Below are 14,778 nucleotides of genomic sequence, written 5' to 3'. Positions count from 1 at the left end.
CGCGCGGGCGGCCCGGGACGAACGCCGCTAGAGTGCGGCGTCCCCGTCGTGGCGCAGGCCCTCCGGGTGCTCGGGCAGGAACGACAGCACCAGGCGGATCGGCCCCACCAGGTGGGCGTTGAACTCGGCCAGCTCCTCGGCCGGCACCCACAGCTCCAGGATCGTGCGCCCGCCCGCCTGTTGCACCGGGTAGCGGGCGGCGAAGTCCGCGTCCACGTCGAACCGGGTCACGTACCCCGCCCCGGACCGGGGCAGGTTCCACTCGCGGGCGATGCGCGCGGCGTAGTCCTCGTTGAGGACCGGGTAGAAGATCGGCTGGTCGGACAGGCGCGGCGGCCACTCCCGCCACCCCGACGCCCGCACCAGGTCCAGCTCCTCCGGTCCCGTCGGACGCCACAGCGTCATGACCCCGGTCACAACGGTCATCCCCCTCGTCGCCTGTGCGGGGATTCGTCCCCCGCACGACCGGCAGCTTAGGGATTCCGTGGCCGGGTCCGCACCCGCTTTTTACCGCACGGGGTGAAAATCGGCGGGACCACGGGGAACACCGAAGCTGTACGAAGCGTTCTCACAGGTGAAGCGCCCCGAACCCCGGACCTCCACAACCCCGAAGACCCCGATCCCGCTACCCGCCGCAGAGGTCCCCGGGCGCCGCATCGCACACATCACAGACCATGCGCGAACGTGCGCGTCGTGTTGGTAATGGGGGTTTCCGACACGAAATCATCGCCACGTCCGCCTTCCCAGCGGCCGGACCGCACTCAGTGCTTCTGGCCGCGCCCGCCGGGCCCGTGTTGGGGGACACGGGCCCGGCCTGTGTCCGGGGCCCGCCGCCACCGCGCGGCGGGCCCCGGCCCTCGTTCCGTCCCCGTCCCCCGGTCCTCAGGCCTCGTCGAAGACGATGAGCAGGGACGGGTCCTCCTCCACCTCCTCGTAGCCGAACTCGGCCACTCCGGTCACCCGTCCGGGAACGCAGGACGACAGGTACCAGATCCGCACGAGGTCGCCGAGCTCGTCGCGGTAGGACACGCACACCACCTCATCGTCGACCAGCAGCGAGGTCACCCCGGTACCGCTGTAGCCCTGGAGGTACTGGACCCGGTCGCTCGTCCCCTCCCCGCTCAGCGGACCCTCCATCAGGCCGGAGACCTCCATCGCCCGGTCACAGCCCATCTCCCAGGCGGTCGCCGTCACCTCCCAGCTGCGCTCGAAGGCGTCGACGGTCCCGCACACGGGCGCGTGGAGCACCCGCAGGTCCTCCCCGCCCAGCTCCTCGCCGCGCTGCGGGTCGACGGCCGGGGCCGCCCCGGCGAACTCGGTCAGGACCCGCCACCTCTCGCCCTCGTAGTCCATACGCACCGGCCTGCCGTCCGCGTCGACCTCGACCGTGCCGCGGGCCTGTTCCTCAACGATCTCCCCCTGGACCGGGATCCGGCCCGTGAGCGGACCCGTGTACAGGCGGTGGCCGCCGTCGGCGCCCTCGCCCTCCAGGCCGCCCTCCCCGGCCAGCGAGCGCAGGGGGCCGGTGACGAGCCCGATGCCCAGGGCGTCGGCGGTGGCCGACGGCGTGTAATCCCCTTCGTCCCGGTAGTCCGAGAAAACGGACCGGTCGCGGGGCTCGCCGTAGACGAACAGGCGGCCGCCCTGGACGGCCCCGGCCCGGGCACCCTGACCCCAGGCGGCGGCGCCCCTGACCAGGAAGGCGTCCGCGTCGGGGTCGTGGACGTAGTCGAGGGTCGCCCGGCTCTCGTCCAGGACCTCGGAGACCGGGCGTCCGGTCTCCTGGGCGACCTGTTCGGCGTGGTCGTCCGTGTAGGAGAGCTCGACGCGGGCGGTGAACCCCTCGCCCCCCTCCAGGGCCTGGGCGGCGGTGAGCACCGCGTCGGCGGGGTCGTCGGCGAACCGGTCGTAGACCAGGTAGCCGCCGCCCACCAGGCCGCCGGCCAGGAGCACGCCCACCCCCGCCGTCGCCACTTTGGACCCGGCCACGGCGGTCAGCACGCCGCCGCTCTGTCCGGCGGCCGTGCCGGTGGTGGCGGTGGCGGTGCTCCCGGCCGCCGCTCCCCCGCCCGCGGCGGTGCCGCCGCCGGCGGTCGCCCCTCCGCCCGCGGTCGCGGTGCCGCCGCCGGAGAACAGGGCGGCCCCGGCCAGCCCGGCCACGGAGGTGAGGCCGACAGCGCTCGCCCACAGCCGCGGGTCGTGCCCGGCGGCGTCGACACCCCGCCAGTGGGCGTTCAGCAGCGCCCGCAGGGTCCGGGCGGCGGGCACCCGGCCGCTCGGGTCGGTCAGGCCGAACTCGGCGGGTTCGGGCAGCAGGGCGCGCATGAGCTGCACGGCGCGCGGACGCGCCGCCGGGTCCACCGACAGCGCCGCCTCCACCAGGGGCCGCAGGGTGTCGGGAAGCCCGTCGATGTCGTACTCGCCCGCCTCCACCCGGGTCCGCAGCTCCTGCGGGGTCCCGCCGCCGAACGGGTCGCGGCCGGTGGCGGCCAGCGCCACCAGGCCGCCCCAGGCGAACACGTCGGCGGCCGGGGACGCGGTGGCCCCGGCGTAGCGTTCGGGTGAGACCCAGCCGGGGGTGCCGTAGGAGGCGGAGCGGTCGGTGGCCCGGTCGGCGCCGATCTCGGTGGCGATGCCGAAGTCGACGATCTTGGGGCCGGTCGGGGACAGCACCACGTTCCCGGGCTTGATGTCGCGGTGCGCGATCCCGGCGGCGTGCAGGGCGGCCAGGCCCTCGGCGGTGCCGACGGCGAACGCCCGCAGCATCTCCCCCTCCAGCGGGCCGAACGCGCGCACGTGGGCGCGCAGGTCGCGGCCGGGGATGTACTCGAAGGCCAGCCAGGGCACCTTGGCGGTGATGTCGGCGGCGTACAGTGCGGCGGTGCCGACGCCGTGGGCGCGGCCGAGCATCTCCACCTCGCGGGCGAAGGCCTCCCGGTAGCGGCGTTTGCGGGCGTGGCGGGCGTGCACGGTCTTGACGGCGACGCAGCGGCCCTGGGGGTCCACGCCGCCGTAGACGGCGCCCATGCCGCCCGCACCGATGCGGCCGGCCAGGCGATAGGCACCCAGGGTGCGGGGATCCTCGGCGGTCAGGGGGGCCAGTCCCGGGGGCGGGCCCATCGGGGTGTCCGGCGCGGGCACAACGGGCTCAGGGGTCGTGGGGGTGCTCATCAAGCCTTCCCTGCTCGGTATCGCGTGCCGGAGAATTCCCGGTTCCGCCTGTGTGACGCCCGTCCGAGTGGGGCCGTTCACCTCTCAGGGCGCCGAACCGCCGTCGAGGGTGTCGGCGATGTGCTCGGCTATGGCCAGGGCCGAGGTCGCGGCGGGCGAGGGGGCGTTGCGGACGGCGGTGACCGGCCCCACACGGTGGATACGGAAATCGTCCACCAGGGAGCCGTCGCGGTCCAGTGCCTGGGCGCGCACACCCGAGCCGCCGCGGACGACGTCGCCGGGGCCGATCCCGGGGATGTAGCGGCGGGCGGCCCGCATGTACGCACGCTTGGAGAAGGAGCCGTACACCTCCGCGACCCCGGTGCGCCAGTGGCGCAGGCCCATGGCCCAGAAACCGGGCCAGGTGAGGGTGTCGCGCAGGTCGGCGAGGCGGACGTCGGAGTGGCGGTAGCCCTCGCGGGCCAGCGCCAGCACCGCGTTCGGGCCGACCTCGACCTCCCCGGAGACGCGGCGGGTGAAATGCACGCCCAGGAACGGGTAGCGGGGATCGGGCACCGGATAGACCAGGCCCCGCACCAGGTGTGCCTTCTCCGGGCGCACCAGCATGTACTCGCCGCGGAACGGCACGATCCGGGGTCCGTCGCCGTCACCGGCGGCGCGGGCGACCCGGTCGCCCTGCAACCCGGCGCACACGATCAGCTCGTCGACGCGTGTGTCCCCGCCCCCGGCGACGACACGTGCCCCCTCCCCCGCAGGGGTCACAGCCGTCACGGCGGCACCGAACCGGACCTCCCCGCCCGCCGCGGTCAGGTCGTCGGCGAAGGACCGGGCGATCCGCGTGTAGTCGGTGATGGCGGTGCGCGGGGAGTGCAGCCCCGCCAGGCCGGTGGTGTGGGGCTCGAACTCCCGGATCCCCTCCGGACCCACCCGGCGCAGCCCCGGGACGGCGTTGCGGTCGGCCCGGGCGTGCAGCGCGTCCAGCCGCGTGGCCTCCTCCGGGGTCAGCGCGACCACCAGCTTCCCGCACTCCTCGTACGGCAGCCCCCGCTCCGCGCAGTACTCCCGCAGCAGGTCGCGGCCGCGCGTGCACAACCGCGCCTTGAGACCACCCGGCTCGTAGTAGAGCCCCGCGTGCACCACCCCGGAGTTGTGGCCGGTCTGGTGGACCGCGACCCGGTCCTCCTTCTCCCACACCACCACCCGGGTCCCGGGACGGCGCAGGACCAGTTCACGGGCCGTGGCCAGCCCGACGATCCCCGCGCCGACGATGCCGATGGTCCGGTCGGCCATGGTGAGTGCGCCCTCCCGTCGTCAGCGGTGCGCGCCCGGGGTGCGGGCGCGTCCCCGACGCTATCGCGCGGGCCCGCGCGAGCGGCGTTCGCGGGTGTGACCTGGACATCTCTCAAGAAACGTGCTAGCCGGGAACATCCGGCCGCCCCGGCACGTTCTTCCAGATGAACGCGGACGGAACCCACAGATCAGGGCTCCGAGGGCGTGACAACGAGACCATGTGCGAACGTGAGCGCTCGTGCCGGCAATGGGGGTTTCCGGCACGTACCCGACCGCCACGCTCGCCTTCCCAGCGGCCGGACCGCACCCTGTGCACCCCGGCCGCACCCGCTGGGCCCATGTTGGGGGACATGGGCCCGGCCTGTGCCCGGGAGTGCGCCGTCCCCACCCGACGGCGCCCCCGGGCACGCCCCTGTCCGCACCTTTTCGCGTGTCAATTAATCTTGACACCCCCAGGGGTCGCACCGGCACTGAGGGCATGAACGACGACGCGCCCGCCGCGGGCCCCGTGTCCACCACCGGTGCGGCCACCGCGCCCGACGGCACCGCCCTGGGATACCGCACCCCGGGCTCGGCGCCGGCCGAGCGGTTCACCGTGCACCTGGCCGCCGCGAACGACGGCCGCCCGGACCTGGTCGCCCGCACACTCGCCGCCTTCTTCGCCGACGGCATCCCCGCCTGAACACGGGGAACAGGGCCGCCCGGCGGTTCCCCGGCCGCCATCGCCGAACGGCCGCGGCCGAGTCCGGCGAAACCCGCCGAGCGCACGCGTCGGGGCCGCCCGGAGGGTCGGTCCTCCGGGCGGCCCCGCTGCGCGTCAACCCCTGGCGGGCGTGTCAGCCCCGGTTGGGCAGGGTGCGGCTGCGGCCGCGGAACTCCGCGATGACCTCCTCGCCGCGGCGCACGGTGACGTCGTAGACGCCGCTGCGCCCGAACACCGTCCGCTCCACGGCGGTCGCCACCAGCAGGTCGCCCTCCCGGGCCGGGGCCACGAACGTGACGTCGGCCCCCGAGGCCACGGTCACCCCGCGCCCGTCCACGTTGCAGGCGCACGCGAACGCCGTGTCGGCCAGCGTGAACATGAACCCGCCGTGGGCGATCCCGTGCCCGTTGACCATGAGCGGCCCCACGGCCATCTCCACCACCGCGATGCCCAGGTCGGCGCGCACCAGGCGCATCCCCAGGTTCTTGGAGGCCCGGTCGGCCTCGAACATCGCCCAGGCGGCCTCGTTGCGCACCGCCTCCGCCCCGCTCACGAGTCGAAGTCCACGGTGACGGCGTCGGTCTCGGGCAGCGCCTGGCAGGACAGCGCGTACCCGGCCGCCACCTCGGCCTCGTCCAGGGCGTAGTTGCGCAGCATGCGCACCTCGCCGCCGCACACCTTGACCCGGCAGGTGCCGCACACCCCGCCCTTGCAGGCGAAGGGCAGGTCGGGCCGGTACCGCTGGGCGGCGTCCAGCACGGGCACCCCGCGCGGCAGGGTCAGCGTGGTGGTGCGCCCGTCCAGGATGACGGTGACCTCGCTGGAGGGGCCCTCCACTCCGGGCTCCTCGTGGCGGGCCTGGGGCGGCGGCTCGGCGCCCTCGACGAAGAACAGCTCCTGGTGGACCTTCTCGGCGGACACCCCGCGCTCGGCCAGCACCCGGCGGGCGTCGGTGACCATCCCGAAGGGCCCGCACAGCCACCAGTGGTCGGCGGCGTCGGCCGCGACGATGGTGTCCAGCAGCGCCCCCAGCTTGGCGCCGTCCAGGCGGCCGGTGAACAGCTCGGCCTCGCGCGGCTCCCGGGACAGCACGTGCACCAGCTCGAAGCGGTGCCCGAACGCGTCCTTGAGGTCGGCCAGCTCGTCGGCGAACATCACCGTGTCGCTGCGCCGGTTGCCGTACAGCAGGGTGACGTGGGAGTCGGTGCGGCGCAGCAGCGACGCGGCCATCGACAGCATCGGGGTGATGCCCGACCCGGCGGCGATCATCACGTGCCGCCCGGAGACGGTCAGGTCCGGGCAGAACCGCCCGGTGGGCGCGCCCACCTCGATCTCGTCGCCGGGGCGCACCTCCTCCACCAGCCAGGTGGAGAACAGCCCGCCCGCGACCAGGCGCACGCCGACCCGGGGCGCGTCGCCCGCGGGCGCGCAGATGGAGTAGCTGCGCCGCTCCTCCACCCCGTCGACCTCCCGGCGCAGCGTCAGCGACTGCCCGGGGGTGAACGCGAAGTCCTCGGCCAGGTGGTCGGGCACGTCGAAGCTCACGGCGACGGCGTCGTCGCACAGCCTCTCGACGGCGGCCACGCGCAGCCGGTGGAACACCGACCCGCGGCGCGGGGCCGCGGGGGCGTCGGTGACGGGTGTGGTCACGGTCAGATCTCCTTGACGTGCTCGAACGGTTCGAGGCAGGACCGGCAGCGGTGCAGCGACTTGCAGGAGGTCGCCCCGAACCGGGACAGCTCCTCGGTGTCGGCCGACCGGCACAGCGGGCAGCGCGGGGCGGTCCGGGTGGGCAGCAGGGTCAGCGGGACGGGCCCGGCGGCCCGCCGGGGCGCGGACCCCGGCGGGGAGATACCGTGCTCGGTGAGCTTGCGGCGCCCCTCGTCGGTGATCCAGTCGGTGGTCCAGGCCGGGGACAGCTCGGTGCGCACCTCGACGGCGTCGAACCCGGCGGCGCGCACCGCCCGGTCGACGTCCACCCGCATCTCGGCCAGGGCCGGGCAGCCGGAGTAGGTGGGGGTGATCCACACCTGCACGGTGCCGGCCCCGTCGATCTCGACCCGGCGCAGGATGCCCAGGTCGGCGAGGGTCAGCATGGGCAGTTCGGGGTCGGTGACGGCGGCGGCCGCGGCGCGGGCGCGCTCGGTGTCCCGGACCGGTGCCGCGGTCACCACGTCGCCTCCGGGTGCTCCCGGGCCACCTTCTGGAGTTCGTCCAGCAGGGGGGCGAGTTCGGGGGTGTGGCGGCCCTCGCGCCCGGCCACCGCGCCCTCGGGGAAGGGGGCGGGGGCGGGCAGGGTGGCCTCGGTGAGGACCTGGGTGAGCACGGCGTGGACCTCGTCGCGGACGGTGACGGGGTCCACGGCCGCGTTCAGGCCCGCGAGGCGGGTCTCGACGGGGTGGGCGGCGAACAGCTCGCCGGTGAGCGGCCACACGTCGGCGACGGCCTCGGCCAGGCGCTCGTGCGAGTAGTCGGTGCCGTCGCCCAGGCGCAGCGCCCAGGACACCGCGTACTCGCGGTGGTAGGCGAGCTCGTTGACGCCCTTGGCGGCGATGGCGGCGATCACCGGGTCGGCGCTGTCGGCCAGCCGGGTGAACAGGGCCAGCCGGTGGCTGGAGAGCACCAGCAGGGTGACGACGGCGCGGGCGAAGTCGCCGCGGGGCGCCTCGGCCAGGTGCACGTTGCGGAACTCGCGCGGGGAGCGGTGGTAGGCGAAGGCGTCCTCGTCGCGGCCGGTGCCGTCGGCCTGGCCGGCGCGGGCCAGCAGCAGGCGCGCCTGGCCGAGCAGGTCCAGGGCGATGTTGGCCAGCGCCACCTCCTCCTCCAGCTCGGGCGCGTCGGTGACCCAGTGGACGAGCCGCTGGGCCTGGATCAGCGCGTCGTCGCCGAGCATCTGGCAGTACAGGGCCAGGTCGGCGCCGTCCACCCCCGCGGGAAGGGTGGTGTCGACGCCCGCGAGGGCGTCGGTGAAGCCGGTGCCGAAGGCCCAGCGGGCATCGCCCTGGTGCTCTTCGACCAGGCCGGTGAAAATGTTGTCGCCACTCATGTGTTCTGTTCCTCGAAGCCTCGTCGTCCCGGGTCGCCGCCTAGATGTGCGGGACGTCCTCGGGGATGGGGTAGAAGGTCGGGTGGCGGTAGACCTTGTCTCCGCTGGGCGCGAAGAAGGGGTCCTTCTCGTCGGGGCTGGACGCGGTGATGTTCTCGGCGCGGACCACCCAGATGCTGACGCCCTCGTTGCGGCGGGTGTACAGGTTGCGGGCGTTGTGCAGCGCCATGGTGTCGTCGGGGGCGTGCAGGGAGCCGACGTGGACGTGGTTGAGGCCGCGCTTGCCGCGGACGAAGACCTCGTACAGCGGCCACTCGGGGCGCGCCGCGCCGCCGGAAGCGCCAGGGGTCGCGGTGGTGTCGTTGCTCATGCCGTGGCCTCCTGGAGGTTCGTGGTGTTCTGGGCCCTGGCGGCCTGCTTGGCGGCGTAGGCGGTGGCGGCCTCGCGGACCCAGCCGCCCTTCTCGTGGGCGGCCCGGCGGCGGGCGATACGCTCTGCGTTCTTGGGGCCGGAGCCGGAGACGACCTGCTTGAACTCGACCCAGTCGGGCTCGCCGAAGTCGTAGTGGCCGCGCTCCTCGTTCCAGGCCAGCTCGGGGTCGGGCAGGGTGACGCCGAGCTTCTCCGCCTGGGGGACGCTCATGTCGACGAACTTCTGGCGCAGGTCGTCGTTGGTGTCGCGCTTGATCCGCCAGGCCATGGACTGCGCGGTGTTCGGGGAGTCGGCGTCGGGCGGGCCGAACATCATCAGGGACGGCCACCACCAGCGGTCGACGGCGTCCTGGACCATCCGCCGCTGGCCCTCGGTGCCCTCCATCATGCGCATGAGCAGCTCGTAGCCCTGCCGCTGGTGGAAGGACTCCTCCTTGCAGATGCGCACCATGGCGCGGGCGTAGGGGCCGAACGAGCTGCGGCACAGGGGCACCTGGTTGCAGATCGCGGCGCCGTCCACCAGCCAGCCGATGACGCCGACGTCGGCGAAGGTCGTCGAGGGGTAGTTGAAGATCGAGGAGTACTTCTGGCGGCCCTCGATGAGGCGCATGGTGAGGTCGGCGCGGTCGACGCCGAGGGTCTCGGCGGCCGCGTACAGGTACAGGCCGTGGCCCGCCTCGTCCTGCACCTTGGCCAGGAGGATGGCCTTGCGGCGCAGGCTGGGCGCGGAGGCGATCCAGTCGCCCTCGGGCTGCATGCCGATGATCTCCGAGTGGGCGTGCTGGGAGACCTGGCGCACGAGGGTCTTGCGGTAGGACTCGGGCATCCAGTCGCGCGGCTCGATGCGCTGGTCCGCGGCGATCTTCGCGTCGAAGTCCGCCTGGAACGCGTCGTCGGCACCGGGGGGAGCCCCCTGCGTCACGGTCATTGATCCATCCCCATTCATAACCGAACGTTCGGTCAGTAATTAGTATCCACGTATCCGCCCGCGCGGGTCAAGTCCGGACGCGGGCGGATACGGGCAGGTCAGTTACCGGTGAAGGTGGGCGTGCGCTTGCCGAGGAAGGCGTTGACGGCGCCGACGTGGTCGGCGGTCACCCCCAGCTGGTTCTGGAGGTCGGCCTCCTCCTCCAGCAGCTCGGTGAGGGGGCGCCCGCCCTCGGCGGCCGCGCGCACCTCGCGCTTGGCGGCGACGAACGCCGACGTCGGCCCGCTCGCCAGCAGCGCGGCCAGCTCGCGGGCGCGCTTCTCCCAGGCGTCGTCGTCCACGACCTCGGTGACCAGGCCCAGCTCCAGCGCCCTGTCGGCGCCGAACACGGTGCCCAGCAGCATGAGCTCCATGGCCCGCGCCTGGCCCAGCGAGGCGACCAGCCGGGAGGCGAGCCCGGAGTCCGAGGCCAGGCCGATGCCGGTGAACGCGGTGCCGAACTTGGCCTTGCGCGCCGCCACCCGCACGTCGCCCGCCAGGGCGAAGCCCAGCCCGGCGCCCACGCAGGCGCCGCCGATGCCCACCACGACCGGCACCTGGACGGACTCCAGGGTCAGCACGATCGGGTTGTAGTGCTCGCGCACGGTCGTCAGGGCCTGCTCGGGGGTCTCCTGGAGGATGCGCGCGTGCTCGGCCAGGTCCTGGCCCACGCAGAACGCCTTGTCCGACCCCAGCAGCAGCACCGCGCGGGCGGTGGTGGAGGCCGCGGCCTCGCGCAGCGCGGCCAGCAGGTCCTCCTTCACCTCCCGGGTCAGCGCCGGCCGGTGCAGCCGCACCACGGCCAGCCCGTCGGATTCGGAGAACTCCGCCGCCCTCTGTTCGCTCAACGCCCTACTCTCCCTTGTTCCAGGTGTGGAAGCCCTGTCCGGTCTTCTTGCCGAGCTTCCCCTCCGCGACCATACGCCGCAGCAGCTCCGGCGGGGAGAAGCGGTCGCCCAACTCGGCGGCGAGGTACTCGGCGATGGCCAGGCGCACGTCCAGGCCGACCAGGTCGGTGAGCTTGAGCGGGCCCATCGGGTGGCGGTAGCCCAGCTCCATGGCGGTGTCGATGTCGGCCGGGGAGGCGACCTCCTCCTCGACCATGCGGATGGCCTCCAGGCCGAGCATGACGCCGAGGCGGCTGGTGGCGAACCCGGGGGCGTCGCGGACGACGATCTCGGTCTTGCCCAGGGCGGTGACCCAGCCGCGCACCGCGGCGGTGACGGCCGGGTCGGTGTCGGGGGCGGTGACGATCTCCACGAGCTTGGAGGCGGGCACCGGGTTGAAGAAGTGGGTGCCCAGGAACCGGCGCGGGTGCTTGAGGGCGGCGGCCAGCTCGGTGACCGACAGGGAGCTGGTGTTGGAGGCCAGCACGGTCTCCTCCCCCACGGCGGCCTCGGCGGCGGTGAGGACGGCGATCTTCAGCTCGGGCCGCTCGGGCACGGCCTCGACCACCAGGCCGGTCCCGGCCGGGATGTCGGCGGCGTCGGTGACGGTGGACAGCCGGGCCAGGTACGTGTCGGGCTCGCCGTCGAGCTTGCCGCGCGCGGCGGAGGCGGCCAGTCCCGAGGCGACCCGGGTGCGACCGGTCTCGGCGGCCTCGGCGGTGGCCTCGACCAGGGTCACCGCGGAGCCCGCGGTGAGGAACTGCTGGACGATCCCGGCGCCCATGGTGCCGCCGCCGATGACGGCGACCAGGGCGGGGACGGCGGGGGTCGCGGCGTCGGCGGCGGTGCCGGTCGTTGCGCGGGAGGCGGTCAACGCTTCTTCCTCTCCAGGAACCGGGTCATCCGGTCGTGCTTGTCGGCGGTCTCGAACAGCACCGCCTGGGTCAGGTCGTCGGCCAGCGGGTGGGGCCCGTCGGCGTCCAGCACCATCTTGGTCATGCGCAGGGCCAGCGCCGAGGAGGCGGCCATGCGGTCGATGAGGGCGTGGGCGCGCTCGCGCAGCTCCTCGGCCGGGACGAGCTCGGCGACCAGGCCGTGGCGCAGCGCCGCCTCGGCGTCCAGCCGGAAGCCGCCCAGCAGCACCTGCTTGGCCACCGACGCGCCCACCAGCTCCTTGAGGCGCCAGCAGGCGCCCGCCCCCGCGATGATGCCCAGGCCAGGCTCGGGCTGGGCGAACACGGCGGTGGGAGTGGCGATGCGGATGTCGCAGGCGTAGGACAGCTCGGCGCCGCCACCCAGCGCCCAGCCGTCCACGGCCGCCACGGTGGGGGCCGGGAGGCGGTGCAGGCGCTCGAACAGGCGGCTGTTGATGCCCGCCAGCGCCTGCTCGCGGCCGCGTTCGCGCAGCTCGGAGATGTCGGCGCCGCCCGCGAACACGGAGCCGTGCCCGATGAGCAGCAGCGGGCGGGGGTCGGCCTCCAGGCGGGCGCACACCTCGTGGAGTTCGGCGATCATCGCCGCGTTGATGGCGTTGCGGGCCTGGGGGCGGTGCAGCTCCACCACGGCCCGGTCCTCGCGCCACTCCACCCGCAGGGTCTCGAAGTCGGTGTCGCCGGTCTTTTCTGCTTCGGTCATGTCGCCCGTGTCCCCTCAGACCCGCTCGACCAGCAGGGCGGCGCCCTGGCCCACGCCCACGCACAGGGTGGCCAGGCCGCGGTCGGTGCCCTCGCGCTCCATGCGGTTGATCAGGGTGACCAGGATGCGGGCGCCGGAGCTGCCCAGCGGGTGGCCCAGGGCGATGGCGCCACCGTCGGCGTTGACGCGTTCGGCGTCCAGCTTGAGCTGCCGGATGACGCCCAGGGACTGGGCGGCGAAGGCCTCGTTGAGCTCGACCGAGCCGACCTGGTCCAGGGTCCAGCCCGCGCGGGCCAGCGCCTTCCGCGTGGCGGGGACCGGGCCCAGGCCCATGATCTGCGGGGGCACCCCGGCCGAGGCGGAGGCCACGACGCGGGCGCGCGGGGTGAGGCCGTACCGCTCGACGGCCTCGGCCGAGGCCAGGACCAGGGCGGAGGCGCCGTCGGACAGGGAGGAGGAGTTGCCCGCGGTGACGATGCCGCCCTTGCGGAACACCGGTCGGAGCTTGGCGAGGGTGGCCTCGTCGGTGTCGGCGCGGGGGCCCTCGTCGGCGGTGACCTCGTGGGTGGCGCCCTTGCGGCCGGTGACCGTGACGGGGACGATCTCGCGGTCGAACCGGCCCGCCGCGGCGGCTGCGATCGCCTTGCGGTGGCTGCCCAGCGCGAAGGCGTCGGACTCCTCGCGGGTGATGCCCTCCAGGAGGGCGACCTCCTCGGCGGTCTCGCCCATGGACAGGGTGTAGCGCAGGTCGTTCGGGGAGGCGTCGGCGGGGGCGTCCGCGTCGTGGGCGGAGAAGCGCGGGTTGGTGAAGCGCCAGCCCAGGGAGGTGTCGGCGACCTCGCCGGGCTTGGCCCAGGGGGTTCCGGGCTTGGCCATCACCCAGGGGGCGCGGGTCATGGACTCCACGCCGCCGGCGACGACCAGGTCGGCCTCGCCCGCGCGGATGGCCTGGGCGGCGGAGGAGACGGCGGTCAGGCCGCTGGCGCACAGGCGGTTGACGGTGTAGCCGGGGACGCTGGGGTCCAGCCCGGCCAGCAGGGCGGCCATGCGGGCGACGTTGCGGTTGTCCTCGCCGGCCTGGTTGGCGGCGCCGAGAATGACCTCGTCGATCGCGTCCCCGGGGACGCCGGCGCGGCGGACGGCCTCGGCGATGGCCGTGGCGGCCAGATCGTCGGGGCGGACCGCGGCGAGGGCGCCGCCGTACCGACCCTGCGGGGTGCGGACCCCGTCGACCACATAGACGTCGCTCACGAACGGCCTCCCAGGATGGTTGACGGTGGCCTGCGCCACCGTCGACAGTGAACTGATCGACAGGTCTCCTTGACACGGGTCTCGGAGACTGACTTAATGCATTAGTAACCGAACGTTCGGTCAGTAAGCAAGTCGGCCCGCCCCGTAGCGGGCCGGCACCCACCTCGAACGCGCGGCGCACCCACCGCACACCCTCCCGGGCGCTTCGGCCCGGCGGCCCCACCGCGCACTCGCACACGGAGAGTCTCATATGGCGAGCCACGACACCATCCGGCGGTCGACCGGTGTCACCGGTAACACCACCCGTCTCGGCGAGGGCCCCGCCCCCGAGATCCTGGACCCGGCCGAGCGCATGAGTGTCGACGAGCTGCGGGCGCTCCAGCTCGACCGGCTCAAGTGGACCCTGGGGCACGCCTACACCAACGTGCCGCTGTACAGGAAGAAGTTCGACGAGGCGGGGGTCCGCCCCGAGGACCTCAAGGAGCTCGCGGACCTGCGGCACTTCCCGCACACCACCAAGGCCGACCTGCGCGACAACTACCCGTTCGGCATGTTCGCCGTCCCCCAGGAGCGGGTGGCCCGCGTCCACGCCTCCAGCGGCACCACCGGCAAGCCGACCGTCGTGGGCTACACCCGCGAGGACATCGACACCTGGGCGACCGTGGTGGCGCGCTCCATCCGCGCCGCGGGCGGGCGCCCCGGGCACAAGGTGCACGTGTCCTACGGGTACGGGCTGTTCACCGGCGGGCTGGGCGCGCACTACGGCGCCGAGAAGCTCGGCTGCACGGTCATCCCGGCCTCGGGCGGGCAGACCGCCAAGCAGGTGCAGCTGATCCAGGACTTCGAGCCCGAGATCATCATGGTGACGCCCAGCTACATGCTGACGCTCATGGACGAGTTCGAGCGCCAGGGCATCGACCCGCGCAGCACCTCCCTGAAGATCGGCATCTTCGGCGCCGAGCCGTGGACCGAGAAGATGCGCACGGAGATCGAGGAGCGGTTCGACATCCACGCCGTGGACATCTACGGGCTGTCCGAGGTCATGGGCCCGGGTGTGGCCAACGAGTGCGTGGAGACCAAGGACGGGCTGCACATCTGGGAGGACCACTTCTACCCGGAGGTGCTCGACCCCGTCACCCAGGACGTGCTGGCCGACGGCGAGGAGGGCGAGCTGGTGTTCACCTCGCTCACCAAGCAGGCCATGCCGGTCATCCGGTACCGCACCCGCGACCTGACCACGCTGCGCCCGGGCACCGCCCGGCCGATGCGGCGGATGGACAAGGTGACCGGGCGCAGCGACGACATGATCATCCTGCGCGGGGTGAACGTGTTCCCGACCCAGATCGAGGAGATCGTGCTGGGCCTGGACGGGCTGGCCCCGCACTTCCAGCTGGTGC

15 protein-coding genes are annotated in these 14,778 nt (G+C 73.8%); 2 read left to right on the top strand and 13 right to left on the bottom strand.

Annotated features, from left to right (window positions below; translation table 11 throughout):
- Nucleotides 1-27: 27 nt before the first annotated feature.
- From ACJOT3_RS23465 to lhgO, 3 genes are all read right to left on the bottom strand, one after another.
- Nucleotides 28-426, bottom strand: a complete 399-nt coding sequence (locus ACJOT3_RS23465) for an ADP-ribosylation/crystallin J1 (RefSeq protein WP_406975257.1) — start codon at nucleotides 424-426, stop codon at nucleotides 28-30.
- A gap of 456 nt (nucleotides 427-882) precedes the next feature.
- Entirely contained in the window at nucleotides 883-3,171 is a 2,289-nt protein-coding gene (locus ACJOT3_RS23460) for a serine/threonine-protein kinase (protein WP_406975256.1), read from the bottom strand.
- Between the two features lie 84 nt (nucleotides 3,172-3,255).
- Nucleotides 3,256-4,461, bottom strand: coding sequence for an L-2-hydroxyglutarate oxidase (gene lhgO / locus ACJOT3_RS23455; protein WP_406975255.1), 1,206 nt, complete (start codon nucleotides 4,459-4,461; stop codon nucleotides 3,256-3,258).
- A gap of 478 nt (nucleotides 4,462-4,939) precedes the next feature.
- On the opposite strand from lhgO, the gene ACJOT3_RS23450 reads away from it, so the two are divergent.
- Nucleotides 4,940-5,143 carry a hypothetical protein gene (locus tag ACJOT3_RS23450; RefSeq protein ID WP_406975254.1) on the top strand — a complete coding sequence of 68 codons (204 nt, stop codon included), beginning with the start codon at nucleotides 4,940-4,942 and terminating at the stop codon, nucleotides 5,141-5,143.
- 154 nt (nucleotides 5,144-5,297) lie between these two features.
- Here the strand turns inward: ACJOT3_RS23450 and paaI are convergent, their stop codons facing one another.
- The 10 genes from paaI to ACJOT3_RS23400 all read right to left on the bottom strand — a co-directional run bounded on the left by paaI (nucleotide 5,298) and on the right by ACJOT3_RS23400 (nucleotide 13,381).
- The gene (gene paaI, locus ACJOT3_RS23445; protein WP_406975258.1) at nucleotides 5,298-5,675 is read right to left on the bottom strand and encodes a hydroxyphenylacetyl-CoA thioesterase PaaI; all 378 of its coding nucleotides are present in this window, start codon (nucleotides 5,673-5,675) and stop codon (nucleotides 5,298-5,300) included.
- A gap of 38 nt (nucleotides 5,676-5,713) precedes the next feature.
- Nucleotides 5,714-6,814, bottom strand: a complete 1,101-nt coding sequence (gene paaE, locus ACJOT3_RS23440; RefSeq protein WP_406975253.1) for a 1,2-phenylacetyl-CoA epoxidase subunit PaaE — start codon at nucleotides 6,812-6,814, stop codon at nucleotides 5,714-5,716.
- A 2-nt stretch (nucleotides 6,815-6,816) separates the two neighbouring features.
- Nucleotides 6,817-7,335, bottom strand: a complete 519-nt coding sequence (gene paaD, locus ACJOT3_RS23435) for a 1,2-phenylacetyl-CoA epoxidase subunit PaaD (RefSeq protein ID WP_406975252.1) — start codon at nucleotides 7,333-7,335, stop codon at nucleotides 6,817-6,819.
- On the bottom strand, nucleotides 7,332-8,210 hold the full coding sequence (gene paaC, locus ACJOT3_RS23430; RefSeq protein WP_406975251.1) for a 1,2-phenylacetyl-CoA epoxidase subunit PaaC: 879 nt from the start codon (nucleotides 8,208-8,210) through the stop codon (nucleotides 7,332-7,334). The genes paaD and paaC overlap by 4 nt, the downstream gene beginning before the upstream one ends.
- Before the next feature lie 40 nt (nucleotides 8,211-8,250).
- The gene (gene paaB, locus ACJOT3_RS23425; protein WP_406975250.1) at nucleotides 8,251-8,580 is read right to left on the bottom strand and encodes a 1,2-phenylacetyl-CoA epoxidase subunit PaaB; all 330 of its coding nucleotides are present in this window, start codon (nucleotides 8,578-8,580) and stop codon (nucleotides 8,251-8,253) included.
- A complete protein-coding gene (gene paaA, locus ACJOT3_RS23420) occupies nucleotides 8,577-9,569 on the bottom strand; it encodes a 1,2-phenylacetyl-CoA epoxidase subunit PaaA (protein WP_406975249.1) in 993 nt (330 codons plus the stop codon). Before paaA ends, paaB begins: the two co-directional genes overlap by 4 nt.
- Before the next feature lie 98 nt (nucleotides 9,570-9,667).
- The gene (locus ACJOT3_RS23415) at nucleotides 9,668-10,456 is read right to left on the bottom strand and encodes an enoyl-CoA hydratase/isomerase family protein (protein ID WP_406975248.1); all 789 of its coding nucleotides are present in this window, start codon (nucleotides 10,454-10,456) and stop codon (nucleotides 9,668-9,670) included.
- A gap of 4 nt (nucleotides 10,457-10,460) precedes the next feature.
- Entirely contained in the window at nucleotides 10,461-11,369 is a 909-nt protein-coding gene (locus ACJOT3_RS23410) for a 3-hydroxyacyl-CoA dehydrogenase family protein (protein ID WP_406975247.1), read from the bottom strand.
- Complete coding sequence (locus ACJOT3_RS23405) at nucleotides 11,366-12,130, bottom strand: enoyl-CoA hydratase/isomerase family protein (protein ID WP_406975246.1); 765 nt, start codon at nucleotides 12,128-12,130, stop codon at nucleotides 11,366-11,368. The genes ACJOT3_RS23410 and ACJOT3_RS23405 overlap by 4 nt, the downstream gene beginning before the upstream one ends.
- Before the next feature lie 15 nt (nucleotides 12,131-12,145).
- Nucleotides 12,146-13,381 carry a thiolase family protein gene (locus ACJOT3_RS23400; RefSeq protein WP_406975245.1) on the bottom strand — a complete coding sequence of 412 codons (1,236 nt, stop codon included), beginning with the start codon at nucleotides 13,379-13,381 and terminating at the stop codon, nucleotides 12,146-12,148.
- A 250-nt stretch (nucleotides 13,382-13,631) separates the two neighbouring features.
- Here ACJOT3_RS23400 and paaK point away from each other — a divergent pair.
- Nucleotides 13,632-14,778 (top strand): phenylacetate--CoA ligase PaaK (gene paaK, locus ACJOT3_RS23395; protein ID WP_406975244.1); only part of this gene is annotated, 1,147 nt, incomplete at its 3' end.

It is taken from the genome of Nocardiopsis protaetiae (assembly GCF_045446735.1).
Classification (GTDB): Bacteria; Actinomycetota; Actinomycetes; order Streptosporangiales; family Streptosporangiaceae; genus Nocardiopsis; species Nocardiopsis protaetiae.
This window is presented reverse-complemented; position numbering and strand designations above follow the sequence as displayed.

Bases quoted from the DNA above. Each gene is read 5' to 3' on its own strand.
- ACJOT3_RS23465 (WP_406975257.1), bottom strand. From the start codon at position 426: ATGACCGTTGTGACCGGGGTCATGACGCTGTGGCGTCCGACGGGACCG.
- ACJOT3_RS23460 (WP_406975256.1), bottom strand. From the start codon at position 3,171: ATGAGCACCCCCACGACCCCTGAGCCCGTTGTGCCCGCGCCGGACACC.
- lhgO (WP_406975255.1), bottom strand. From the start codon at position 4,461: ATGGCCGACCGGACCATCGGCATCGTCGGCGCGGGGATCGTCGGGCTG.
- ACJOT3_RS23450 (WP_406975254.1), top strand. From the start codon at position 4,940: ATGAACGACGACGCGCCCGCCGCGGGCCCCGTGTCCACCACCGGTGCG.
- paaI (WP_406975258.1), bottom strand. From the start codon at position 5,675: ATGTTCGAGGCCGACCGGGCCTCCAAGAACCTGGGGATGCGCCTGGTG.
- paaC (WP_406975251.1), bottom strand. From the start codon at position 8,210: ATGAGTGGCGACAACATTTTCACCGGCCTGGTCGAAGAGCACCAGGGC.
- paaB (WP_406975250.1), bottom strand. From the start codon at position 8,580: ATGAGCAACGACACCACCGCGACCCCTGGCGCTTCCGGCGGCGCGGCG.
- paaA (WP_406975249.1), bottom strand. From the start codon at position 9,569: ATGACCGTGACGCAGGGGGCTCCCCCCGGTGCCGACGACGCGTTCCAG.
- ACJOT3_RS23405 (WP_406975246.1), bottom strand. From the start codon at position 12,130: ATGACCGAAGCAGAAAAGACCGGCGACACCGACTTCGAGACCCTGCGG.